Annotated in this window: 27 protein-coding genes and 1 other RNA gene; 13 read left to right on the top strand and 15 right to left on the bottom strand. The window is 75.9% G+C overall.

What is annotated here, in order from left to right; translation table 11 throughout:
* Nucleotides 1-19 precede the first annotated feature (19 nt).
* From FHN55_RS11720 to FHN55_RS11710, 3 genes are read left to right on the top strand one after another with little or no spacing between them, the layout of a single operon-like run.
* Nucleotides 20-865 carry a Nif3-like dinuclear metal center hexameric protein gene (locus FHN55_RS11720; RefSeq protein ID WP_180357789.1) on the top strand — a complete coding sequence of 282 codons (846 nt, stop codon included), beginning with the start codon at nt 20-22 and terminating at the stop codon, nt 863-865.
* Complete coding sequence (locus FHN55_RS11715; RefSeq protein ID WP_139712477.1) at nt 862-1,614, top strand: zinc ribbon domain-containing protein; 753 nt, start codon at nt 862-864, stop codon at nt 1,612-1,614. Before FHN55_RS11720 ends, FHN55_RS11715 begins: the two co-directional genes overlap by 4 nt.
* The gene (locus FHN55_RS11710; protein ID WP_139712476.1) at nt 1,611-2,033 is read left to right on the top strand and encodes a rhodanese-like domain-containing protein; all 423 of its coding nucleotides are present in this window, start codon (nt 1,611-1,613) and stop codon (nt 2,031-2,033) included. Before FHN55_RS11715 ends, FHN55_RS11710 begins: the two co-directional genes overlap by 4 nt.
* A gap of 10 nt (nt 2,034-2,043) precedes the next feature.
* Here the strand turns inward: FHN55_RS11710 and FHN55_RS11705 are convergent, their stop codons facing one another.
* Both FHN55_RS11705 and FHN55_RS11700 read right to left on the bottom strand, forming a co-directional pair.
* The gene (locus tag FHN55_RS11705) at nt 2,044-3,324 is read right to left on the bottom strand and encodes an SLC13 family permease (protein ID WP_218974592.1); all 1,281 of its coding nucleotides are present in this window, start codon (nt 3,322-3,324) and stop codon (nt 2,044-2,046) included.
* Nucleotides 3,321-4,118, bottom strand: a complete 798-nt coding sequence (locus FHN55_RS11700; protein WP_139712475.1) for a YaaA family protein — start codon at nt 4,116-4,118, stop codon at nt 3,321-3,323. The genes FHN55_RS11705 and FHN55_RS11700 overlap by 4 nt, the downstream gene beginning before the upstream one ends.
* Before the next feature lie 57 nt (nt 4,119-4,175).
* Between FHN55_RS11700 and rnpB the strand changes: the two genes are divergently transcribed.
* The 3 genes from rnpB (at nt 4,176) to FHN55_RS11685 (ending at nt 5,633) form a co-directional block, all read left to right on the top strand.
* Nucleotides 4,176-4,608, top strand: an RNA gene (gene rnpB, locus FHN55_RS11695) — RNase P RNA component class A.
* A gap of 183 nt (nt 4,609-4,791) precedes the next feature.
* Complete coding sequence (locus tag FHN55_RS23290) at nt 4,792-4,938, top strand: hypothetical protein (RefSeq protein ID WP_218974591.1); 147 nt, start codon at nt 4,792-4,794, stop codon at nt 4,936-4,938.
* Nucleotides 4,939-5,009: 71 nt separating this feature from the next.
* Entirely contained in the window at nt 5,010-5,633 is a 624-nt protein-coding gene (locus tag FHN55_RS11685) for a FadR/GntR family transcriptional regulator (protein WP_139712473.1), read from the top strand.
* A gap of 7 nt (nt 5,634-5,640) precedes the next feature.
* Here the strand turns inward: FHN55_RS11685 and FHN55_RS11680 are convergent, their stop codons facing one another.
* Nucleotides 5,641-5,862 (bottom strand): hypothetical protein, encoded by a 222-nt coding sequence (locus FHN55_RS11680; RefSeq protein ID WP_139712472.1) that lies wholly within the window; start codon nt 5,860-5,862, stop codon nt 5,641-5,643.
* A 184-nt stretch (nt 5,863-6,046) separates the two neighbouring features.
* On the opposite strand from FHN55_RS11680, the gene cls reads away from it, so the two are divergent.
* Both cls and FHN55_RS11670 read left to right on the top strand, forming a co-directional pair.
* Nucleotides 6,047-7,540, top strand: coding sequence for a cardiolipin synthase (gene cls, locus FHN55_RS11675; RefSeq protein WP_218974589.1), 1,494 nt, complete (start codon nt 6,047-6,049; stop codon nt 7,538-7,540).
* Between the two features lie 97 nt (nt 7,541-7,637).
* Nucleotides 7,638-9,713 (top strand): potassium transporter Kup, encoded by a 2,076-nt coding sequence (locus tag FHN55_RS11670; RefSeq protein ID WP_257570900.1) that lies wholly within the window; start codon nt 7,638-7,640, stop codon nt 9,711-9,713.
* Nucleotides 9,714-9,746: 33 nt separating this feature from the next.
* On the opposite strand, the gene FHN55_RS11665 is transcribed toward FHN55_RS11670, so the two are convergent.
* The 5 genes from FHN55_RS11665 to FHN55_RS11645 form a co-directional block, all read right to left on the bottom strand.
* Nucleotides 9,747-10,928: a GDSL-type esterase/lipase family protein gene (locus FHN55_RS11665; protein ID WP_139712470.1), complete on the bottom strand. Its 1,182-nt coding sequence runs from the start codon at nt 10,926-10,928 to the stop codon at nt 9,747-9,749.
* A 28-nt stretch (nt 10,929-10,956) separates the two neighbouring features.
* Nucleotides 10,957-11,424: an Asp23/Gls24 family envelope stress response protein gene (locus FHN55_RS11660; RefSeq protein ID WP_139712469.1), complete on the bottom strand. Its 468-nt coding sequence runs from the start codon at nt 11,422-11,424 to the stop codon at nt 10,957-10,959.
* The gene (locus FHN55_RS11655; RefSeq protein WP_139712468.1) at nt 11,421-11,888 is read right to left on the bottom strand and encodes a DUF2382 domain-containing protein; all 468 of its coding nucleotides are present in this window, start codon (nt 11,886-11,888) and stop codon (nt 11,421-11,423) included. Before FHN55_RS11655 ends, FHN55_RS11660 begins: the two co-directional genes overlap by 4 nt.
* A gap of 23 nt (nt 11,889-11,911) precedes the next feature.
* On the bottom strand, nt 11,912-12,862 hold the full coding sequence (locus tag FHN55_RS11650; RefSeq protein WP_139712467.1) for a DUF2382 domain-containing protein: 951 nt from the start codon (nt 12,860-12,862) through the stop codon (nt 11,912-11,914).
* Between the two features lie 177 nt (nt 12,863-13,039).
* Nucleotides 13,040-13,741, bottom strand: coding sequence for a GAF and ANTAR domain-containing protein (locus tag FHN55_RS11645; protein WP_139712466.1), 702 nt, complete (start codon nt 13,739-13,741; stop codon nt 13,040-13,042).
* 200 nt (nt 13,742-13,941) lie between these two features.
* On the opposite strand from FHN55_RS11645, the gene FHN55_RS11640 reads away from it, so the two are divergent.
* Complete coding sequence (locus FHN55_RS11640) at nt 13,942-14,421, top strand: STAS domain-containing protein (RefSeq protein ID WP_139712465.1); 480 nt, start codon at nt 13,942-13,944, stop codon at nt 14,419-14,421.
* Nucleotides 14,422-14,504: 83 nt separating this feature from the next.
* Here FHN55_RS11640 and FHN55_RS11635 read toward each other — a convergent pair whose 3' ends face one another.
* Nucleotides 14,505-14,678 (bottom strand): CsbD family protein, encoded by a 174-nt coding sequence (locus FHN55_RS11635; protein WP_139712464.1) that lies wholly within the window; start codon nt 14,676-14,678, stop codon nt 14,505-14,507.
* Between the two features lie 35 nt (nt 14,679-14,713).
* Nucleotides 14,714-15,145, bottom strand: a complete 432-nt coding sequence (locus FHN55_RS11630) for a hypothetical protein (RefSeq protein WP_139712463.1) — start codon at nt 15,143-15,145, stop codon at nt 14,714-14,716.
* A gap of 210 nt (nt 15,146-15,355) precedes the next feature.
* Here FHN55_RS11630 and FHN55_RS11625 point away from each other — a divergent pair, with 210 nt between their 5' ends.
* A complete protein-coding gene (locus tag FHN55_RS11625) occupies nt 15,356-16,252 on the top strand; it encodes a hypothetical protein (protein WP_139712462.1) in 897 nt (298 codons plus the stop codon).
* A gap of 28 nt (nt 16,253-16,280) precedes the next feature.
* On the opposite strand, the gene ppgK is transcribed toward FHN55_RS11625, so the two are convergent.
* Nucleotides 16,281-17,033, bottom strand: a complete 753-nt coding sequence (ppgK, locus tag FHN55_RS11620; protein ID WP_306821805.1) for a polyphosphate--glucose phosphotransferase — start codon at nt 17,031-17,033, stop codon at nt 16,281-16,283.
* 124 nt (nt 17,034-17,157) lie between these two features.
* Entirely contained in the window at nt 17,158-18,033 is an 876-nt protein-coding gene (gene map / locus FHN55_RS11615; RefSeq protein ID WP_257570897.1) for a type I methionyl aminopeptidase, read from the bottom strand.
* Nucleotides 18,034-18,085: 52 nt separating this feature from the next.
* Between map and FHN55_RS11610 the strand changes: the two genes are divergently transcribed.
* From FHN55_RS11610 to FHN55_RS11600, 3 genes are read left to right on the top strand one after another with little or no spacing between them, the layout of a single operon-like run.
* Nucleotides 18,086-18,259, top strand: a complete 174-nt coding sequence (locus tag FHN55_RS11610) for an SPOR domain-containing protein (RefSeq protein WP_139712460.1) — start codon at nt 18,086-18,088, stop codon at nt 18,257-18,259.
* A gap of 53 nt (nt 18,260-18,312) precedes the next feature.
* A complete protein-coding gene (locus tag FHN55_RS11605) occupies nt 18,313-18,552 on the top strand; it encodes a hypothetical protein (protein WP_139712459.1) in 240 nt (79 codons plus the stop codon).
* A gap of 26 nt (nt 18,553-18,578) precedes the next feature.
* On the top strand, nt 18,579-19,025 hold the full coding sequence (locus tag FHN55_RS11600) for a VOC family protein (RefSeq protein ID WP_139712458.1): 447 nt from the start codon (nt 18,579-18,581) through the stop codon (nt 19,023-19,025).
* 96 nt (nt 19,026-19,121) lie between these two features.
* Here FHN55_RS11600 and FHN55_RS11595 read toward each other — a convergent pair whose 3' ends face one another.
* The 3 genes from FHN55_RS11595 to FHN55_RS11585 all read right to left on the bottom strand — a co-directional run bounded on the left by FHN55_RS11595 (nt 19,122) and on the right by FHN55_RS11585 (nt 21,180).
* On the bottom strand, nt 19,122-20,369 hold the full coding sequence (locus tag FHN55_RS11595; RefSeq protein WP_139712457.1) for a glucose-1-phosphate adenylyltransferase family protein: 1,248 nt from the start codon (nt 20,367-20,369) through the stop codon (nt 19,122-19,124).
* An 85-nt stretch (nt 20,370-20,454) separates the two neighbouring features.
* Nucleotides 20,455-20,691 (bottom strand): helix-turn-helix transcriptional regulator, encoded by a 237-nt coding sequence (locus FHN55_RS11590; protein ID WP_139712456.1) that lies wholly within the window; start codon nt 20,689-20,691, stop codon nt 20,455-20,457.
* A complete protein-coding gene (locus FHN55_RS11585; protein ID WP_180357788.1) occupies nt 20,692-21,180 on the bottom strand; it encodes a DUF2975 domain-containing protein in 489 nt (162 codons plus the stop codon).
* Nucleotides 21,181-21,186 lie beyond the last annotated feature (6 nt).

The following is a 21,186-nucleotide window of genomic DNA, read 5'->3' as shown; positions in this document are numbered from 1 at the left end:
CCCCACTACCCTCGCGGACGTGAGCACCCCGACGCTGGCGCAGGTCGTCGCCGTCCTCGACGAGCTGTACCCGCCGTCCTGGGCGGAGGACTGGGACCGCCCGGGCCTGGTCTGCGGAGACCCCGACGCCCTCGTGGACCGCGTGCTGCTGGCCGTGGACCCGGTCGAGGAGGTCGTCGACGAGGCCGTCGACGAGGGCGCGCAGCTGGTGCTCGCGCACCACCCGCTGCTGCTGCGCGGCACGTCCACGGTGGCCGCGACGTTCCCCAAGGGCCGCGTGGTGCACCGCCTGGTGCGCTCCGGGGTGGCCCTGGTCACCGCGCACACCAACGCCGACTCCGCCCGCCCCGGCGTCTCGGACGCCCTGGCCCGCGTGGTCGGCCTGGTGGACCTGGAGCCCCTCGTTACCGCCGACCACGACGCCTCGCTCGGCCTGGGGCGGGTGGGCCGCCTGGAGCGCCCGCTCCCGCTGCGCGCCTTCGCCGAGCAGGTGGCCCAGGCGCTGCCGGGCACCGCGGGCGGGGTGAGGGTCGCCGGGGACCCGGACGCGGTGGTCGAGCGCGTGGCGGTCTGCGGCGGCGCGGGCGACTCGCTCTTCGCCGAGGTCCGCGCCGCGGGCGTGGACGCCTACGTCACCGCGGACCTGCGCCACCACCCCGCCTCGGAGGCCCGCGAGCAGGCGCCGGGGACGGCGCTCGTGGAGGTCTCCCACTGGGCCAGCGAGTGGCCCTGGCTGCACGGCGCCGCCGAGCGCCTCTCCTCCGCCCTGGCCGACCGCGGCCTGTCCGTCACCACGTCCGTCTCCGTGCGGTCGTCCGACCCCTGGAGCTTCCACGTGCCCTCGCCCGCCGGGACCGTCCGATGAGCCTCACCGCCCCTGCCCGCGACCAGCGCCGCCTGCTCGACGTGCAGGCCCTCGACACGCGCCTGGCGCAGATCGCCCACCGCGCGCGCACCCTGCCCGAGCACGCCGCCATCGCGGCGCTGGACGGCACCGAGCGGACGCTGCGCGACGAGCTGGTGGCCGCCCGCACGGTCGCCTCCGACGTCGAGCGGGAGGCCACCCGCGCGGAGACCGAGGTGGAGCAGGTGCGCGCCCGCGCGGAGCGCACCTCCCAGCGCCTGGCCGCGGGCGGCACCCCCGCCAAGGAGCTGCAGCAGCTCCTCGCGGAGGCCGAGGCGCTGACGCGCCGCCTGCGCAGCCTGGAGGACGCCCAGCTGGAGGTCATGGAGCGCCAGGAGTCCGCCGCCGAGGCGGTCGCGGCGCTCGAGCAGCGCGCCGCCGGGCTGTCGGGTGAGCGCGCGAAGCTCGTCGCCGCCCGCGACACCGCCCTCACCGCGGCCCGCGCGGAGCACGAGCAGGTGGGCGCCCAGCGCGCCGGGGCCATCGGCCAGCTCGACAAGGGGCTCGTGGCGCTCTACGAGCAGGTCCGCGCGAAGCGCGACGGCCTCGGCGCCGCGCCGGTGGTGGGGGAGACGTGCGGCGGCTGCCGGATGCCCTTCACCGGCACGTTCCGCGGGCGCGTCACCGGCGCCGGCCCTGACGACGTGGTGCAGTGCGAGGAGTGCGACCGGATCCTCGTGCGCTCGCCCGAGCCCGAGCTGCGCCGGTGAGCGCGTTCGCGCCCCGCACCGGGGACCTCACGCCGCGCCAGGCGTGGGACGCGCTCGCCGCGGACCCGGGCGCGGTGCTCGTGGACGTCCGCACCCAGGCGGAGTGGGTCTTCGTGGGCCTGCCCGACCTGTCAGCGCTGGACAGGCGGGTGGTGGCGCTGGAGTGGACGAGCTTCCCCGACGGCGCGCACAACGCGCAGTTCCTGTCCCAGCTCCAGGGAGTGGCGCCCAAGGACGCGCAGGTGCTGTTCCTCTGCCGGTCGGGTCACCGCTCGGTCGCCGCCGCTGACGCCGCGGCGCGCTGGGGCTGGCTGCGCTCCTACAACGTGCTCGACGGCTTCGAGGGCGACCTCGACGCCGACGGCCACCGCGGCGCCCGCGGCTGGCGCGCCGAGGGCCTGCCCTGGCGGCAGTCCTAGGGCCGAGCGCTCACAGCACGAGCGCGCCGACCGCGGCCACGAGCACCACGGGCACGAGCACGAGGCCCTGCAGCGCGAACCGGCCCCACTGCACCGGCACGTCCTCGGCGCGGCACGCGCGGGCCCACAGCAGCACCGCCAGCGAGCCCCACGGCGTGATGAGCGGACCGGCGTTCACGCCGACGAGCACGGCGGCGGTGCGCAGCGGGTCCTGCGCCGACAGCAGGGGCTGCAGGGCCAGGTAGGCGGGAAGGTTGTCGACGGCGTTGGCGGCGACCGCCGACGTCGCCGCCAGGCGCAGCAGCTCACCGAAGCCCTCGCCCTGCCCGGCCACGGACGCCAGCACGGACGTCAGGCCGTGCTGGTTCAGCGCCTCCACCACCACGAACAGGCCCAGCACCGAGACGGCCAGCGGCAGCGGCAGCATGCTCCAGCTCAGCGCCGACCGCTTGCGCACGGCGAAGACCCCGCCCAGCACCAGCGCCGCGGTGCCCGCCACGGCCCACGGCTCCAGGCCGACCGCCAGGGCCGGCAGCACGAGCACCACCACGGCCGCCGCCACCTTGAGCAGCACCCGGTCGGCCACCTCGGCCGGCTCCGGCGGGGAGTACCCGGTGCGCAGCGCCCTCCGGTGCAGCACGGCGAGGACGACGACGGTCGCCAGCACCGCGGCCACCGCCGGGCGCCACGTCAGCGCCACGAACGCCGGGACGCCGCCTCCGGCGGGCCCGCCCTCGAGCACGTCGAGGGCCAGCAGGTTGGTGAGGTTGGACACCGGCAGCAGCAGGGAGGCGGTGTTGGCCAGCCACGCGCAGGTCAGCGCCAGCAGCGCCGCGACCGACGCCGGAGCGCCCGTCCGCCGGGCCAGCGCCAGCACCACCGGGGTCAGGAGCACAGCCGTGGTGTCCAGGCTGAGCGTCACCGTGGCGGCCACCGCGATGGCCACGACGAGCAGCCACAGCCGCCAGGTCCGCCCGCCGCCGTGGCGGGCTGCCCACACCGCGGCCACCTCGAACACGCCGGCCCTGCCGGCCAGCTCCGCCAGCACGGCGGCGGCCAGGAGGAACACCAGCACGTTCCACGTGCGGCCGACCAGCGCGCCGGCCTGGCCGAGCGTCAGCGCCCCGGTCACCAGCACGACCGCGGAGGCGAGCACCGCCAGCAGCGGCACGAGGGTGCCCTCGGGGAGCTTGCTCCAGGGCCTGGCCCAGGACGGGGCGCGGCGGGGTCCGCCGTCGTCGTCCTGACGGGTCTGCCGGGCCTGCTCGGTGGGGCCGGGGGCCGCGCTCACGCTGCAGCCCTCAGCACGACGTCGAGGTGGCGGACGCGCCCGGGCGCGTCCGGCGCCAGCTCCACCTCGAAGGCCTCCGCGGCGGCGGCCGCCAGCGCCTCGGGCGAGTCCGGCTCCTTCCGCCGCCGCAGGAGCAGGTGGCGGGCGAGCTCGCCGCGGGTGCGCTTGGCGTCGTGGCTGACCACCGTGCGGACGGGTCCGCCGGGCCCGGGGACCTCGCGGAAGACGCGCACCGGCACCACCCGCTCCGCCAGGGTGCGCGACGGCCTCCACGCGGCGGCGTAGGCGGCGGAGCGGCAGTCGAGGACCACCTGGCCGGGCCGGGCGGTCAGGGCGTCGAGCACGGGCGCCAGGTGCGGACGCCAGTGCGCCGCGAGCTGGCCCACGCCCGGCAGGTCGGTGCCCATGGAGAGGCGGTGCGCGGGCACGCGGTCGGTGGGGCGCAGCAGGCCGTAGGCGGCTGAGACCACGAGCACGCGCTCGGCGGCCCGCGCCGCCGCGGACCGGGGCAGCGTGGTCAGGCCGAGGGCCTCGAAGAGCACGCCCGTGAAGACCCTGGCCGCCGCGTGCGCGGGCTCGCTGCGCCAGCGGCCGTTGCGCGCCACCTCCTCGGCGAGCGAGGGGCCCGCACCCACCGCGGCGGGGTCGTCGGCGACGGCGGCGGCGGCCTCCAGCACCTGCTCGCGCGCCGCGGCGAGCTCGGGCCACGACAGGGCCGTGAGGTCGACCGGGGTGCTGGTCCGCCCGGCGCGGGCGGGGAGCTTGCGCTCCGAGGGCGGCAGCAGCAGGAGCACGGGCGCGAACAGTAGTGCGCGACCCTGTGCGGGGCTCGTCTAGGCTGCCCGTGCGGACGAGCCAGCCGGGCGGCCGCGTCGACGGGCCTCGCGAGGGGTCCGCCGCCGAGGAACGTCCGGGCTCCGCAGGGCAGGGTGGTGGGCAACACCCACCCGGGGTGACCCGCGGGAAAGTGCCACAGAGAACAGACCGCCACGCCGCCTCCGGTCCGCCGGAGGGGGCGGGGCAAGGGTGAAACGGTGGTGCAAGAGACCACCAGCGCCCCCGGTGACGGGGGTGGCTCGGCAAACCCCACCCGGAGCAAGGCCAGACAGGGAGCGTCCGAGGGCTGCCCGCCCGAGCTCCCGGGTAGGCCGCGACTGCGACCGGCCCCACGCGGGACGGGAGCGACGAGGACGGCGGCAACGCCGTCCCGAGATGGATGGCCGCCCCCTGCGACCGGCTCGCCGGACGCAGGGACAGGACCCGGCGTACAGGCTGGCTCGCCCGTCACACCTGAGGAGGCGACCCGCGGAAGACCCCGCGGGTCGCCCCCTCAGGGCGCCAAGGTGATGCACGGCTGGGGGTGAGGTGCACCAAGAGGTCGCCGACGGCGGCGCCGTGCTGGGGACAGCCCCGGCGACGGCACGCGCTGCACGAGGAGCTCTTCGAGGAGCTGCCCGCCTCGACCGGGTGGGCCGTCCGGTCCGGTCCGGCCCGCACCTGCGCCCGCGGCGGGCCGGGCTGCGGCTGGTGCCCGAGGACGACGCCGCTGACGACCGCACCGACGACCGCATCCACGACCCAGCCGCCCGCTCCACCGCCCTGATCAGGGGCTGAGCGGGGTGCTCCCGCAGCGGCCGGTGGGATGATGGCGCAGATGGCAGCCGCCGACCCCGGGCCCCGGACCCCTGCTGCAGCCCGGAGAGCTCCTGCCGCCGGAGGGCCCGCTCGCAGAGCAGTTCGGCGTGAGCCGCACGGTCGTCCGGGAGTCGGTCAAGCGGCTCCAGGAGAAGGGCCTGGTGGAGGTCGGCCAGGGGCGCGGCACGCAGGTGCTCGCGCAGTCGTCCTGGCGCATGCTCGACGCCCAGGTGCTGTCAGCGCTCGTCGACGACGACAGCACCACCGGCGTGCTCACCGAGCTCAGCGCGGTCCGGGCCAGCCTGGAGGCGCTGATGGCGGGTGCCGTGGCCCGCCTGCGCACCGACGCCCAGCTGGTCGCGCTGCGCGAGGAGCTCGAGCGCATGGCGACCACCACGGCCGACGAGGAGGCCTTCTACGCGGCGGACGTCTCCTTCCACTTCTCCCTCATGGAGGCGTCCGGCAACCGCCTGGCGCACAACATCGCCAGGGCGCTGTACTCGAGGGCCCTGGAGAGCCCCCGCTTCCGGGGGCACGACCCCGAGGACGCCATGCAGCGGACCCTCGACGAGCTGTGGGCCGTCTACGAGGCGGTCGCCGCTGGCGACGCGACCGCTGCCGAGGCGGCGATGCGGCGGCACATCGACGTCGGCTGGGAGCGCCGCCGCTTCTGAGGCGCGCTCAGCGGTCGTGGCGCAGTTGCAGCGCGCGCTCGCGCAGCTCCCGCACCTGGGCCAGGTGGCGCTGGTGGGCGGCGGACTCGCGGGCGCTGCGCGGCCACGACCGCACGCCGTGGACGTGGTCGCCCTCGTGGAGCAGGCCCAGCTCGCACTGCTGGCGGAAGCCGCGCACCGAGGCGCAGCGGTCGGTCACGAGCACGGCGACCCCCATCGACCTGCCCACCGGCGGACCGTCCCGCCGTGCCGACCATCATGCGCGCGCCGCGGGCGCAGCGGCGGCATCTCGGCGGTGTCGCACGGCGTGGCGCCTCCCGCGAGACCCGTGCTGTGACGTGCGAGGACGGGACTTCTAGAAGATCGCGGTGCGCCCGGGGGCGCACCGCGCCGCCGTGCGGTGGAGTGGACCCGTGATCCCGATCTCCGACGTGCTGCCGGACTCCCTGCCGGAGTGGGCGGTGTGGCTCGTGGTGGCGGTCGGCGTGCTCGTCGGGCTGGTGGTGGCCGCGGTCATCGCCAACGACCGCCGGCCCTCGGCGGCGCTCGGCTGGGTGCTCGCCGTCGTCCTGATCCCCTACCTGGGGCTGCTGGCGTTCCTCGTGATCGGCAGTCCGAAGCTGCCGCGCGCCCGGCGCGAGAAGCAGCGGCGCTTCGACCAGCTGGTGCTCGAGCGGACCACGACCCGGCGCCCGGTCCACCTGACGCCGCCGGAGGAGCAGCTGCCGGTCCTGCGCACCATCCACGCGATGAACCGCCGCCTGGGGGCCATGCCGGTGCTGTCGGGCAACACCGCGGACCTGCTGGAGGACTACGTCGGCTCGCTGTGGGCGATGACGGCGGAGGTGGAGGCCGCCCAGCACTCCGTGCACGCCGAGTTCTACATCCTGGCCCTCGACGAGACCACCGAGCCGTTCTTCGGGGCGCTGGAGCGCGCCGCGGCGCGCGGGGTGGTGGTCCGCGTCCTCTTCGACCACCTGGCCAGCCTGCGGGTCAAGGGCTACCGGCGGATGGTGCGCCGGCTGGAGGCCTCGGGCGTGCTCTGGCAGCGGGTGCTGCCGGTGTTCCCGACCACCCGCGAGGTGCTGCGCATCGACCTGCGCAACCACCGCAAGCTGCTCGTGGTGGACGGCGCCGTGGGGTTCAGCGGCAGCCAGAACGTGGTGGACCCGGCGTACGGCAAGCGCAGCAACCGCAGGAAGGGCCGGCGCTGGGTGGACGTCATGGCCCGCTTCGAGGGCCCCGTGGTCACCGCGCTCGACGCCGTCTTCGTGGCCGACTGGTTCTCCGAGACCGGTGAGCTCCTCGACGACCGGCTGCGCACCGACGTGCCGCCCGCCCCGGACTCCACCCGCGAGCTGCAGGCGCAGGTGGTGCCGAGCGGACCGGGCTACGAGCAGGAGAACAACCTGCGCCTGTTCGTCTCGCTGCTGCACGCCGCCCAGGAGCGGGCGGTGGTGGTGAGCCCGTACTTCGTGCCCGACGAGTCGCTGCTGCTGGCCATGCGCAGCGCCGCCGAGCGCGGCCTGGACGTGCAGCTGTTCGTCTCCGAGCGCGGCGACCAGGCGCTGGTGCACCACGCCCAGCGCTCCTACTACGACGCGCTGCTGCGCTCCGGCGTGCGCATCTTCATGTACCCGCCGCCGTTCGTGCTGCACGCCAAGACGCTCAGCGTGGACGACGAGGTGGCCGTCATCGGCTCCTCCAACCTCGACATGCGCTCCTTCGAGCTGAACCTGGAGGTGACGGTGCTGGTCCGCGGCGCCGACTTCTCCCGCCAGCTGCGCGCCGTGGAAGACCTCTACCGCTCCCGCAGCCGGGAGCTGACCGCGGCGGAGTGGGGTCGGCGCGACCTCGTCTCCCGCACTGCAGACGGCCTCGCCCGCCTGGCCAGCGCTCTGGTCTGAGACCTGCTCCGAGCGGATGACGCCGGAGCGGGGAGGGGGTCAGGGAACCGTCAGGACCGGCGTGCGTGATCTCCTGGAGGGGGTTGACTGTGCCGACGTGACCACCTCCGCCGCGACAGGTGCGGCCGTCCCCGCGCCGCCGGGCACCGACCGCGCCACCGCCCACGGCCGGCCCGCCGGGCAGCCCCACGGCCCGGGCCGCAGCGCGCTGCTGCTGGGCGCGCTCGGCGTCGTCTTCGGCGACATCGGCACCAGCCCCATCTACACGGTGCAGACGCTGTTCAGCCCGGACGACCCCCACCCGGTGCCGCTGACCGCGGACAACGTGCTGGGCCTGGTCTCGATGGTGTTCTGGTCGGTGACGCTCGTGGTGACCGTGCTGTACGTGGGCGTGGTGCTGCGCGCGGACAACCACGGCGAGGGCGGCCTCATGTCGCTCATCACGCTGCTGGGCCGCCGCGGCCGGGACGGGCGCCGGCTCTCCCCGCGCCTGGTCGCCGTCCTGACGGTGGCGGGGATCGCGGGCGCCTCGCTCTTCCTGGCGGACAGCATGATCACCCCGGCGGTGTCCGTGCTGTCCGCGGTCGAGGGCGTGGAGGTCGTCAACTCCGGCTTCGCCCCGTTCGTGGTGCCGATCACGCTGGTGATCGTCGTGGTGCTGTTCGCGGTGCAGCGCTTCGGCACGGCCACGGTGGGTGGTGCCTTCGGGCCGGTCATGGCGCTGTGGTTCACCGTCATCGGGGTCGCCGGCCTGACGCAGGTGCTGGGGAACCCCTCGGTGCTGCGGGCCCTGTCACCCACCTACGCGGTCGGCTTCTTCCTCTCCGAGCCGGGCATCGCCTTCTTCGCGCTGGCCACGGTGGTCCTGTCGGTCACGGGCGCCGAGGCCCTCTACGCCGACCTCGGCCACTTCGGGCGCCCCGCCATCACGCGCGCGTGGCTCTTCCTCGTCTACCCGGCGCTGCTGCTGTCCTACGCCGGGCAGGGCGCGCTCCTGCTCGGCGACCTGTCCGCGGACGGCCCGGTCACGGCGCCCTTCTTCCTGTCCGTGCCGTCGTGGGCGCTGGTGCCGCTGGTGCTGCTCGCCACCGCCGCCACGGTCATCGCCTCGCAGGCGGTCATCACGGGCGCGTTCTCCGCCGTGCGCCAGGCGGTGAGGCTCGGGTACCTGCCGCGGCTGCGGATCACCCACACCTCGGCCCACACGATCGGCCAGGTGTACGTCCCGTGGGTCAACTGGGCCCTCATGGTGGCGGTGGTGCTGCTCGTCGTCGCCTTCGAGTCCTCCGCCCGGCTGGCCTTCGCCTACGGCATGGCCGTCACCGGCACCATCCTCATCACCACCTCGATCATCACGGTGGTCGCCGCGCACCAGTGGTCGTGGCCGCGGCCGGTGGTGCTCGCCGGCGGCGGGGCGATGGCGCTGGTGATGCTCGTCTTCCTGGGCGCGGGCCTGTCCAAGCTCGCCCACGGCGCCTGGGTGCCGCTCGTCATCGGCGCGGCCCTCCTCACGGTGATGCTCACCTGGCACCGCGGCCGCGTGGCCGTCACGCGCCTGCGCACGCGCCAGGAGGGACCGCTGGAGAAGCTGCTCACGCAGGTCCACGACGACGGCGTGGCCCGCGTCCCCGGCACCGCCGTCTACCTCAACCGCGCGGCCGAGGACGGCACCAGCACCGCCCCCCTGGCGATGCGCGCCACCGTCGAGCACCTCCACGTCCTGCACGAGCAGGTGGTGCTGGTGGCCGTGGAGACCACCCAGTCGCCGTACGTGCCGCTGGACGAGGTGGCGCGGGTGCTGCCCGCGCCGTGCGACGAGACCGGTGTCGAGCAGGCCCCGGGACGTCCCGGCAGACCCGGGGACCCGCTGCAGGTGGTGCTGCGCTTCGGCTACATGCAGCGCACCGACGTGCCCGACGCGCTCGCGGCGCTGGACGAGCGCGAGGGCCTCGGCATCGACCTCGACGGCGCCTCGTGGTTCCTGTCCACCATCGAGCTGCGCCGGGCGTCCGGGGACGACGACGGCGACGGCGACGGCGCGCCCCAGGCCCACCTGCCGCGCTGGCAGCGGGGGCTGTTCACCGCCACGTCGCGCCTCACCACCGACGCCGCGCGCGCCTTCGACCTGCCGTCGGCGCGCACCGTGGTGATGGGGAGCCGCATCGAGGTGTGAGCCGCGCCGGGCCCGGCGCCGGGCCTCGGGCGCTCAGCGGGTGGCGAAGGGGGCGCCCGGGGCGAACGCCCACCGCGCGAACCGCTCGCCCACGAGCCGGTGGGTCTCGGCGTCGGGGTGCAGCGCGTCGGGCAGGGGGTGCTCCTCGGCGTCGTCGAGGCCGTACAGCTCCAGGCCGTCGAGCAGGTGCAGGTGCGGGTCGTCGGCCTGCCGCGCCCGCACCACGTCGCCGACCACCTCGCGGGTGGCGCGCAGCGACAGGCGGCCCGCCGCCACGTCGGCCGGGTCGCCGGTGGCGGCGAAGCGCACGCCGTCCTCGGTGACCACGGGCGCCGAGGGACCGGGGACGTCCTCGTGCACGGGGCAGGCCAGCGCCGTCACCACCACCAGCGGCACCTCGGGGTGGCCCTCCCGCACGGTGTCGAGGAAGCCGTGCAGCGCCGGGCCGAACGCCCGGCGCCGCATGACGTCGCCGTTGACGACGTTGATGCCGACCTTGAGGCTCAGCAGGTCCGCGGGGGTGTCGCGCACCGCCCGCGCCGTGAACGGGTCGAGCAGGGCGCTGCCGCCGAAGCCCAGGTTGACCAGCTCCACTCCGCCGAGCGCCGCCGCCAGCGCCGGCCACGTGGTGCTCGGGCTGTCGGCGCCGGACCCGTGGCTGATGGAGCTGCCGTGGTGGACCCACGTCGGCCGCCGGCGCCCACCGGCGTCCTCGGCCTCCGCCGGGGCGGGGGCCACGGGTGCGTCGGCGCGCAGCGCGACCAGCGTGGTGATCTCGGTGTGGGGGAGCCACACCTCGAGGTGCTTCTCCCCGGGGGGCAGGTGGCGGAACCTCACCGTGCCCACCGGGCCTCGGCGCAACGACCGCGCCCCGGTCGCCAGGTCGATCTCGAGGACGTCGCCGCCCGGTGCGGTCGCCCGCTCCACCAGCACCCCGTCGACGAGCGCGTCGTACACGCCGTCAGGCCGGGGCGGGACGCCCGGGTAGCTGTTGGTGGTGCGCACCACGTCGAGCTCCAGCTGCGTGGCGGCGGTGCGCATCACCAGCCGCACCCCGGACGGCTGGGCCACCGCCATCGCCGTCTGCTCGTCCGGCACCTGGGCCCGGGCCCGGGCGGGGAGCCGCTGGGGCAGCAGGCCGCGGTCGGTGCGGACCAGGTCGAGCGCACCGCGCACGAGGTCGGCGGTGATGGGGGTCGTCGTCCACGCCGTCACCGCACCACCCTCGCAGGGGCGTTGGCCGTCAGCGCGCGGTGGTGCGGGTCCGCGGGAGGTGGGACCGCTCGGCGGGGACGTCGGTGGGGACGTCAGTGGGGACGTCGGTGGGGACGTCGTCGGAGGGGACGTGGACGTCGGTGACGAGCACGTCGACCGCTGCCACGCGCAGCCCCGTGAGGGTCTGGACCGCCTCGGCGACCGCGCGGCGCACCGCCTCGGCCAGGGCGGGCAGCGAGGTGCCGTGCTGGGCGACCAGCTCCACCGCCACCGAGGTGCTCCCGCCCTCCACGGCCACCGACAGGCCCCGCGCCGAGGCGCCGGGAGACCCCGCCAGCCGACCGCGCACCGCACCGGCGGAGCGCGGTCCCGCACCCCCCAGGGCGTGGACCCCGGCGACGCCCCGGACCGCGCCGCGCGCCACCGCGAGGACCACGGCGCCGCCGATGGTCGTGGTGCCCCGCTGGGAGGCGGGGAGGGCGGTCGAGGCGCTCACAGGGGGCTCCGCAGGTCGCTGGTGGCAGCGGTGACCCCGGTGGCGGGGCCGGTGGCCGGGTCGGCGGCTGGGTCGGTGGTGACCTCGGCGGTCTCGCGCCGTGCGGTCGTGGTGACGGCTGCGGTGCCGGGCACCGACCGCACGTCCACCCGGACCCGCTCGTACGGCACCACCTCGAGGCCCACCACGGGCCGCTCCTCCGACAGCACCAGCTCGAGGGGCAGCGCTTCGCCCGCGGCCCCCGGGCCGTCTCCGGACCCGGCGTCGGCCGAGCCCGGGGTGAGCGGCTCGCGCACCGTCCGCAGGACCTCTCGGCGCACGGCGACCACCACGGTCACCTCCTCGGTGACCACCTCCCGGCGCACCCGCACCCGCTCGCGGGGTGCGCGGCGCACGCCGACGTCGGCCCTCTCGGCGGAGAGCACCACGTCCACGCCCCGTCCGGGTGCGTCGGGAGGCGTCACAGCCGTCTCCTCAGCCCGTCAGCTCAGAGGCGGTCGCGGTCGCGGCCGGCGTCCGCGCGGGGCGCGTCGGCGTCGAGGTCGATCTCCTCCTTGCGCACGTCGGCGGAGACCGTCCGCTCCTCGGAGACCTCGCGGGTGCCGACCCGGACCCTCTCGACGGGCTCGACGGTGGTGGAGACCACCGGCACCTCCTCGTGCAGCACCACCTCGTGCTCCTCGTCGCTGAGCTCGGGGCCGGAGGTGGCCGCACCGCGGTTCCGGTCGGTGACGGGCTCGCGCTCGAGGGTCACCTCCTCGTGGGACGTGGGGACCTGGTGGGTCTGCGTCTCGGTGACGACGTGCTTGCGCAGCCGTGCACGACCCGCCTCGCGGCGCTCGGTGCCGACCTGCAGGCGCTCCTCGGAGCGGGTCATGGCCTCGTCGGTGGTGGGGCCGGAGGTGTCGTGGCCCTCGGTGCGCCGGGACGTGGTGCCCGTGGTCGTGCCCGCGCCCGGCCCGGCGGTGCCCTGGGCGGCGCCCAGCTCGTCGAGGCCCTCGTACTCGCCGCGGCGCTGCCCGGTCCCCTCGGTGTAACCCGTGCCCTCGCCCCGCAGGTGCTCGGCGCCGGTCGTGCCGGCGGTCGTGCCCGTGGTCGTGTCCGTGGCCGCCGACGTCGAGGCGTCGAGCCCGTAGTGGCGGTAGAGCCGCTCCTCCTCGTCGGGGGTGAGCTGGCCGTCGGCGTCGGTGCGCGGGGCGTCCTTGACCTGGTCCTTGGTGTAGGGAACGCGGAGCTCGTCGTCGGTGCTGGTCGCGCCGGCGAGCGGCACGAAGGTCTCCGAGCTGCCGAAGAGCCCGGTGCGCACGGTGACCCACTCCGGTCGGTCGGTGGCGTCGTCGAGGTAGACCTCGCCGACCTTGCCGATCTTGGCGCCGTCAGAGGCGTGGACGGTGGCTCGGCGCAGGGCCTCGACGTCGAAGGTGGTTCCGGTGGCCATGGGGGTCCTCCTGGTGCGACGTGCGCCGGCGGTGCGCGCTCGTGGGCGACGTCCGACCCGCCAGCCGGAACGGAGGCGCCAGTGGTCTGCAGCGTCATCCGACCTGGCTCCACGGTGACAGCGGGTGAGTGCCTCCGCGAGCCGATCACGGCCCCCGCGCGGGTCCGCTCCGCGCTCTCAGGACCGGGCGACGTCGGCGAGGTCGACGTCTCCCGACAGCACGTGCCGCGCCACCACCTGGATCGTCGTGTCGCAGCTGAAGGCGTACGCGCGCAGCCGGGCGAGCGCCTCGGCGGGCCCGGCCCCGAGCCGCGCCCGGAGCATGCCCACCACGATCGGCAGGTGCTCGTCGCGGGCGGCGTCCTCGGTGAACAGCTCCTCGGTCGAGGCCCGCTGCAGCACCACGGCCGTCACGAGGGCCGCCAGCGCGGTGAGGTCGTCGACCTGCCGGTGGGTGAAGGGACGCGGCTGGTCGCGGCCGACCGCCAGGACCCCGACCACCCCGGGACCGCTGGGGCCGGTGCTCCCGCCGTGGTCCGGAGCGCTGGTGGCGCGGCCGGTCGACAGGCGCAGCGGCAGCACCGCCAGGGACCGCAGCGGCACGTCACGCGGGACCGCGCTGAGCAGCAGGGGCCAGGGCGCCACGGCGGTGCGGAGGTCGTCGACCAGGACCGGCACCCCCGAGGAGAGCACGTCGACGCTGGGTCCCTGAGCCAGGCTCTGCTGCAGGTCGCAGAAGTGCTCCAGCACCGCGTCGGACCCTCGCAGCGGCAGGCGGTCGTCGGGGCCGGTGGCGACGACGACCGCGACGCGGTCCCAGCCCACGGCCTCGCGCAGCGCCTCGCACACCCGCAGCTCGGGCGCGGTCGAGGGGCTCACGGGCAGCCCCTCGGCCCCTCGCGCGTGCCCGTGGCGACGCCTGCGACGGGAGCCGTGCCGCTCGTCATGCTCCAGCGTGGCACCGCTGGGGCCGCCCCGCACCGGGACGTCCCGGGGGCCTTGAGGTGGTGCCAGGTGGCGCCTACGCTCGGGGGACGGGTCGACGGAACGGCTCCACCTCCCCTTCCCGAGGTGCCACCGTGTCCCAGCCGCCTCCTCCTCCCCAGGACCCCTGCCCGGCTCCGCACCTGCTGCACAGCGTCCGGTCCGAGGGCAGCAGCGCTGCGCTGCGGTGGACGGGCAGCGGAGTGGTCGTGGAGCTCTCCGGAGACCTCGACCTGACGTGCAGGGACCAGCTCGCCCACGTCGCGCACCTGCTCGCGAGGTGGTCGCACCGCGCCGTCGTCGACGCCTCGCGCGTCACCTTCGTCGACGTCAGCGGGCTCCGGGCGGTGCTGGACCTCGCGCCACCGGGCGGCTCGCTGCTCGTGCTCGAGCCCAGCCGCCCCCTCCTGCGCCTGATCGACCTCCTGCGCCAGAGCACCGGCTGGCCACCGGTGCTCGCGGTGGGTCCGCCGGAGCGGGCGCTGGTGCTCCGCCGGCCCGCCCCCGAACCCGCCGCGCGGGGGGTCGTGGACCTCGCGGCGCACGCGGAGCTGCCGACACCGAGGTCGCGCTGACGACGCGCTGATGACGCGCTGATGACGCGCCACGGGGGCGCCCACCGCGACGGTGGACGCCCCCGTGGGCGAGAGGGTGCGGGTCAGGCCTTGAAGGCGTCCTTGACGTGCTCGCCGCGCTGCTTCAGGTCAGCGGAGGCCTGGTCGCGCTGGCCCTCGGCCTGCAGGTCCCGGTTGTCGGTCTTCTGGCCGACCCCCTCCTTGACCTTGCCGGCGGCCTCCTGAGCGGCGTTCTTGACCTTGTCGATGGCAGACATGCGCCCTCCTTCATCGGGGACCTCAGATCCTGCGCTCAGCCGGCGTCCTTCGCACGTCGAGCGGAGTCCGCCAGGAGGGTCCCGGCGATGCCCGCGAGGAAGACGTCCTTGGCGATGGCCTGGCCCTGCTCGGTCCAGCGCAGGCTGCCGGGCTCGCGCATGCCCGGCACCCGCAGGTACAGGCCCAGGAGGCCGCCGCTGAAGGCGGCCAGCCCGGTGGCCACGAGGGCGGTGGGCACGAACGGCAGCAGCAGCGCCGAGCCGAGGACGATCTCCGCGGTGGAGAGCGCCTTGACGAACTTCTTGGGCTCCACCTGGCCCAGGAAGGGGTAGGCGGTCGCCGCGAAGCCGTGCAGGCCCTGGGCCACCTCCTGAGGGGCGTTCCGCTTGGACAGCCCCGAGTTGAGGATGTAGGCGCCGCTGGCGAAGCGGGCCGGGAGGTGGGACGGCAGGACGGGGCTGCGCACGGGGGTGCCTCCGGGTTGTTCAGGGTGTGTTCGACGCGACCGTCGGGAGAAGTGCAGGTCACGCTAGCCAGGACGACACTCCGCCGCGACCGGCGCCGATCCCGCGAAGTCCCGGAAGTCGCCTCCCGGCGTGGCTACCGTGGGTCGCGGGCCGCCACAGCGAGCGCTGCTGAGCGGTGTCCCGACGCGGAGGGCGCAGTGGGTCGACGGGTGAAGCGAGGCTCCGGCCTCCGCCTGGCGCACCCCGCCGAGGGCGTGGCCCTGGGCGTCGCCGGCCTGCTCGTGGCCGCCACCCTCACCATCTCCCTGGGCGGCCTGCCTGCCCTCGACGGCTCCCAGGACGGTGGCGGGGTCACCGCTGCCGGCGCCGCCGGAGGCCGCGCGGGCGGGGGATCCGCCGTGCAGGAGGCCGCAGCGAGCGGCGGTGGCGGGGCCTCCGCCACCAGCGCCGCCCCCGTCTCGGGCCCGTACAGCCTCGCCCAGGCGGCGAGGCTGTCGGCGCTCGTCACCGCCCTGCCGCCGCTCGTCGCCACCGAGGAGGGGGCGATCCTCCCGGGCGCGGGCGTGCTGGTCGTCCCCCGCGGCTACCGCGTGGCCGCCACCGAGCGGGCCGGTTGGGAGGACGACGGCACCCCCGGCCTGCCGGACCTGCCCCCCAGCCCCGCACCCGGTGCGGACCCGTCCGCCGCCGCGGGTGACGGCCTCGGTGAGGGCAGCAGCAGCACGAGCACCACCGCCGACCCCTCCAGCCCGGCACCGCAGAGCGGTTCCGGGGCCAGCGGCTCGTCGGGCTCGTCGGGCTCGACGAGCGGCACCGGAGCTGCACCGTCCTCCAGCCCCGGTGCGGGCTCGGGGTCGGCCCAGCCCAGCACGCCGCCGTCGAGCGCTCCCGGGGGCACGGGCGCCGCGGGGACCGAGGGAGCCGAGGACGGAGCGGCGTCGGAGACCGAGGGACGCGCCGCGGCCGGCCCCGGCGCCACCGCGCTGTCCGCCCCGGCCAGCACCACGGCGTCCCGCGGCGCGGAGGAGGCCCCGGGCGAGACGGGCTCCGCGGCGTCGTCTTCGGCGCCCACCGCGGCGACCGGCAGCGCCGTCCCTGCGGACTGACCCGCCCTGCGGTCCGGGGGCCCGTCCGCTAGCGGCGCTGCTCGCTGGCCAGGGCCGCCGCGCCCACGATGCCCGCGGAGTTCAGCAGCTGCGCGGGCACGATGGGGGTGCGCAGCTTCAGCTCCGGCAGGAACTTCTCCGACTTCTTGGAGACCCCGCCGCCCACCACGATGAGGTCCGGCCAGAGCAGGGCCTCCAGGCTCTGGAAGTACTTGTTCAGGCGCTTGGCCCAGTGCGACCACGAGAGGTCGTCGCGCTCGCGCGCCGCGTCCGAGGCGCGGGTCTCGGCGTCGTGCCCGTCCACCTCGAGGTGGCCCAGCTCGGTGTTGGGCACCAGCACGCCGTCGACCATCACCGCCGTGCCGATGCCCGTGCCCAGCGTGGCGAGCACGACCACGCCCTTCACGCCCTTCGCGGCGCCGTAGCGGGCCTCGGCCACGCCGGCGGCGTCGGCGTCGTTGACCACGTGCACCGGGTGTCCGGTGACGGCGGTCATGAGGGTCGCGACGTCGAAGTCGATCCACCCCTTGTCCACGTTGGCGGCGGTGCGCGCGACGCCGTGCTGGATGACGGCGGGGAAGGTGATGCCGACCGGGAGCCCCGCACCGCCGTCGGGCAGCTGCTCGCCGATCTGCTCCACGATCTGCTTGACCACGCGCGAGACCGCGTCCGGCGTGGAGGGCTGCGGCGTGGGGATGCGCACCCGCTCGGCGGAGAACTCGCCCGTGGAGAGGTCGACGGGGGCGCCCTTGATGCCCGAGCCGCCGATGTCGATGCCGATGCCCGTGCCGCTCAGCGCGACGGAGGCGCCGCCGCGCGCGGGGGCCGGTGCCGTCGACGGGGCGGTGGTGGGCGTCGTGGAGGTCTCGGGTGCCACGACGCCGCAGGTTAGCCCGACCCCCCGCTCACGGCAGCGTGAGGACCTCCGCTCCGGTGTCGGTGACCAGCACGGTGTGCTCGAACTGGGCCGTGCGGCCGCGGTCGCGGGTGACCACGGTCCAGCCGTCGTCCCACAGGTCCACCGCCGGGCTGCCCTCGGTGATCATGGGCTCGACGGTGAAGGTCATGCCGGTCTCGATGACCTCGGCGTGGGCGGGTGCGGCGTCGTGGTGGGGGATCACCAGCCCGGAGTGGAACGAGGTGCTGATGCCGTGGCCGGTGTACTCCCTCACGGACCCGTACCCGTGGCGGCGGGCAGCGGCCTCCACCACCCGGCCGATGACGTTCACCTCCCGGCCGGGGCGCACCGCCGCGATGCCGCGGTCGGTGGCGGCCCGGGCGCGCTCGAGCAGCAGCGCGCTGGCCTCGTCCAGCTCGCCGGCGCCGAACGTGGCGCAGGTGTCCCCGTGCACCCCGAGGCCGTCGAGGACGACGTAGGCGGTGACGTCGACGCTGCACAGGTCGCCCTCCGCCAGCGGCCTGTCGTCGGGGATGCCGTGGCAGACCACCTCGTTGACGCTGGTGCAGCACGACTTGGGGAAGCCGCGGTAGCCGAGGGTGGACGGGTAGGCGCCGTGGTCGAGCAGGAACTCGTGGACGACGGCGTCGACGGCGTCCGTGGTGGTGCCCGGCTGGACGTGGCGGCCCGCCTCGGCCGCTGCCTGCGCCGCGATCCTGCAGGCCGTGCGCATCCGCTCCACCACCTCCGCCGGCGGCACGTGCGACCCGCGGTGCGGCGCGGGGCGGGGCCTGTCGACGTACTCGGGGCGGGGCGTGCTGGCCGGCACGGGGCGGCGCGGGCTGACCGCGCCGGGGGTGAGGAGGGGGGCGCGCTGCGGCACGGCGGGTGAGTCTAGGTCGCGCGCCGCGGGCCCCCGGAGGACGATCACGCGCATGAGCGACGGGCAGCAGTACTGGTTCAACACCAAGACCGGGCAGGTCGACGTCGGACACCTCAAGCCCGGCGCCACCCTCATGGGGCCGTACGCCTCGCGCGAGGAGGCCGAGCGGGCCCTGCAGACGGCGCGCGAGAAGACCGAGGCCTGGGACCGCGCCGAGGAGGACTGAGCCGTCGAGGGGCTGCGCGGGCCGGTCGCTCGGCGCCGTACCGGTGGACCGCCGTGGTCCGGCTCCAGGCACCGCTGGAGGCGGTGCAGCGCCGGGTGGAGCCCACCGCCGGGCAGCTGGTGGCCGACGGAGACGACGTCTGCGTGATCACCGCCGGGACGGGCTCCCTGGAGGCGGTCGCCGCCCACCAGGCCTGGCCGGGGGTCCTGTCCAGCGTGGTCTCGCCGCCGCAGCTGAGGGCGGCGGTGCACCCCCTGGGACGGCGGACGGTCGCCTCTGCGGACGCGGGCTGACCGCAGCGCGGACTAGCGTCGTCGTCATGAGCGACGAGGCGGACCACGCACCGGTCCCCGGGGTGCAGGTGGTGGTCGACTGCGCCGACCCCCACGCGCAGGCGGAGTTCTGGGCCGCGACCCTGGGCTACGAGGTGGAGGACGTCGAGCCGCTGGTCAGGCGCATGCTCGACGCCGGGTACGCCACGGACGCCGACGTGCTCGAGCGCAGCGGGGTCCTCGTGTGGCGCGACGCCGCGGCCATCCGCGACCCGGGTGGTGCGAGGCCCCGGCTGTACCTGCAGCGCGTGCCCGAGCCGAAGACCGTCAAGAACCGGGTGCACCTGGACCTGCACGTCGGGCCGGAGCGCGTCGACGCCGAGGTGTCGCGGCTCGAGGGTCTGGGCGCGACGCGCGCGGGGGAGGGCCGCCAGGGCCCGCAGCGGTGGGTGGTCATGACCGACCCCGAGGGCAACGAGCTGTGCCTGAGCTGACTGCGGCGGGAAGCTCCCGGACGGCTCCGGCAGGGACTGCGGGACTGCGGCACCCCCGCTGACCCGCACGCCCGCGGGCGTGCGGGTCAGCGGTCGTCAGCGGCCGGGCTGCGGCTCGGGGAGCCGTGACCCCGCCGGGAGGTGTGCACCGTCGTGGACGCGGACTGCGCCTCCCAGCAGCGTGATGTCCTCCGGGCCACCGACACGGGCGCCACGGCCGACGACGACGCCGTCGTCGACGATCGCGCGCTCGACCCGTGCTCCGGCCAGCACCCGGGCGCCCGGCAGCAGCACGGAGTCGAGCACCTGTGCTCCCTCCTCGACGACCGCACCGGGGCAGAGCACCGAACCTCGCAGCTCGCCGGCGACCACCGCGCCGGGCGAGACCAGGCTGTGCTCGACGCGCGCGCCGGCCATGACCCGCGCCGGCCCGCGCCGACCGCCGCGGGTGAGCACCGGCCACGCCGGGTCGTCCAGGTCGAGCGGGGGCTCCGGGCCGAGCAGCTCCTGGTGCGCGGTCCAGTAGGCCGGCACCGTCCCCAGGTCGCGCCAGTAGCCGCGCTGGGGGTGGGTGCGGGCCGCTCCGTCGGCGGCCAGACCGGGCAGGAGGGCGTGCCCGAGGTCGCCCAGCCCGCCGTCGTCGTCACCGGCGTCGTCGTCACCGCGGCGCACGGCCCGCGCCAGCTCCTCCAGCCGGTCGAGCACCTGGCGGGGGGCGAAGGCGAACACCTCGGTGGTGACCAGGTCGCTGCGGGGCTCCTCCGGCTTGTACTCGTAGCGCCGCACGCGGACCGAGGACGGCTCGTCGGGACCGGACGACGGGGAGGGACCCTCCTCGACCTCGACCACCCCGTAGCGGGAGGCCTCCTCGTGCGCCACTCGCGTGACCACCATCGTCGCCTCGGCTCCGGAGCCCAGGTGGTCCTCCACCACGTCGGACAGGTCCAGGGTGCAGGCGGAGTCCGAGCTCATGACCAGGAGCACCTCGGGGTCGTGCTGGCGCACCAGGTCGGCGTTGCGCCACTGGGAGTCGGCGGTCCCGGTGTGCCAGCCCTCACGCGGCGTGCCGCGGTGGGGAGGCAGCACCACCAGCCCCCCGCCGGTGCGGTCCAGGTCCCAGGGGCGGCCGTTGGCCAGGTGGTGGGCCAGGGAGGCGGGGTGGAACTGCACCGAGACCCACACGTCGCTGATGCCCGAGTGCGCGCAGCTGCTGAGCGCGAAGTCGACGAGCCGGTGGGTCCCGGCCACCGGCACCGCGCCCTTCGCGCGGTGCTCGGTGAGCAGCTCCAGGCGGCTGCCTGCTCCACCGGCCAGCACCAGGGCCAGGACGCGCGGGGGGGCCATCGCCCAGTCCTACTCCTCGACCGCCGTGGTCACCACCTCCGCCCACGGCGACCGGCAGCGGGGGGTGAGCGGTGGGTCTGGTGGGTCAGCCGCCCAGGACGTCGGCGCCGCTCACCTCGTCGGGCACCCACTCCAGCAGGTCGCCGGGCTGGCAGCCCAGGACCCGGCACATCGCCTCCAGCGTGGAGAAGCGGACGGCCTTGGCGCGGCCGTTCTTGAGCACGGCCACGTTGGCGGGGGTCAGGCCGACCCGCTCGGCGAAGTCGCCGACCGACATCTTGCGACGCGCCAGCTCGACGTCGATGCGCACCACGATCGCCACTCAGATGACCTCCTCGAGGTCGGAGCGCAGCCTGGTCGCCTGGGTCAGCAGCGCGCGCATGACGACCATCATCAGCACGGGCACCGCCGCGACCAGGAGCAGCAGCAGGTGCAGCCCGCCCAGTCCGGGCGCGTCGTCGGCCTGGGCGAACTGGAAGACCGGGACGACCGCGGCGGCCAGCACGACCCAGACCGCGGCGAGGGCGGCCACGATGGTGTCGACCCAGGGCAGGGCGCTGTCGCTGAAGATGCGGTCGGCGCGGACCAGGCCCAGCAGGCGCCACGTGGCGACCAGCACCACCTGCAGGCAGACCAGCCCCGCGAGCGCCGCCACCACGACCGTCCACCGGAAGCGGGCCAGCTCCGCGGAGTCCACGGGCGCCAGCTGGGTCAGCCCCACCACGAGGAGGACCTGCGCACCTGCGAGGGCTGCGAACAGCGCCAGCAGCAGCACCTGCAGCGGGCGAGTCAATCGATGCGCGAGAGGCACGCATCG

Source organism: Streptomyces sp. NP160, from assembly GCF_006335115.1.
In the GTDB taxonomy this organism is placed as follows: domain Bacteria; phylum Actinomycetota; class Actinomycetes; order Actinomycetales; family Quadrisphaeraceae; genus Quadrisphaera.
This window is presented reverse-complemented; position numbering and strand designations above follow the sequence as displayed.

Coding starts and splice junctions, on each gene's coding strand:
- FHN55_RS11650 (WP_139712467.1), bottom strand. CDS start 12,862: ATGGCCACCGGAACCACCTTCGACGTCGAGGCCCTGCGCCGAGCCACC.
- FHN55_RS11635 (WP_139712464.1), bottom strand. CDS start 14,678: ATGTCTGCCATCGACAAGGTCAAGAACGCCGCTCAGGAGGCCGCCGGC.
- FHN55_RS11600 (WP_139712458.1), top strand. CDS start 18,579: ATGAGCGACGAGGCGGACCACGCACCGGTCCCCGGGGTGCAGGTGGTG.
- FHN55_RS11595 (WP_139712457.1), bottom strand. CDS start 20,369: ATGGCCCCCCCGCGCGTCCTGGCCCTGGTGCTGGCCGGTGGAGCAGGC.
- FHN55_RS11610 (WP_139712460.1), top strand. CDS start 18,086: ATGAGCGACGGGCAGCAGTACTGGTTCAACACCAAGACCGGGCAGGTC.
- FHN55_RS11715 (WP_139712477.1), top strand. CDS start 862: ATGAGCCTCACCGCCCCTGCCCGCGACCAGCGCCGCCTGCTCGACGTG.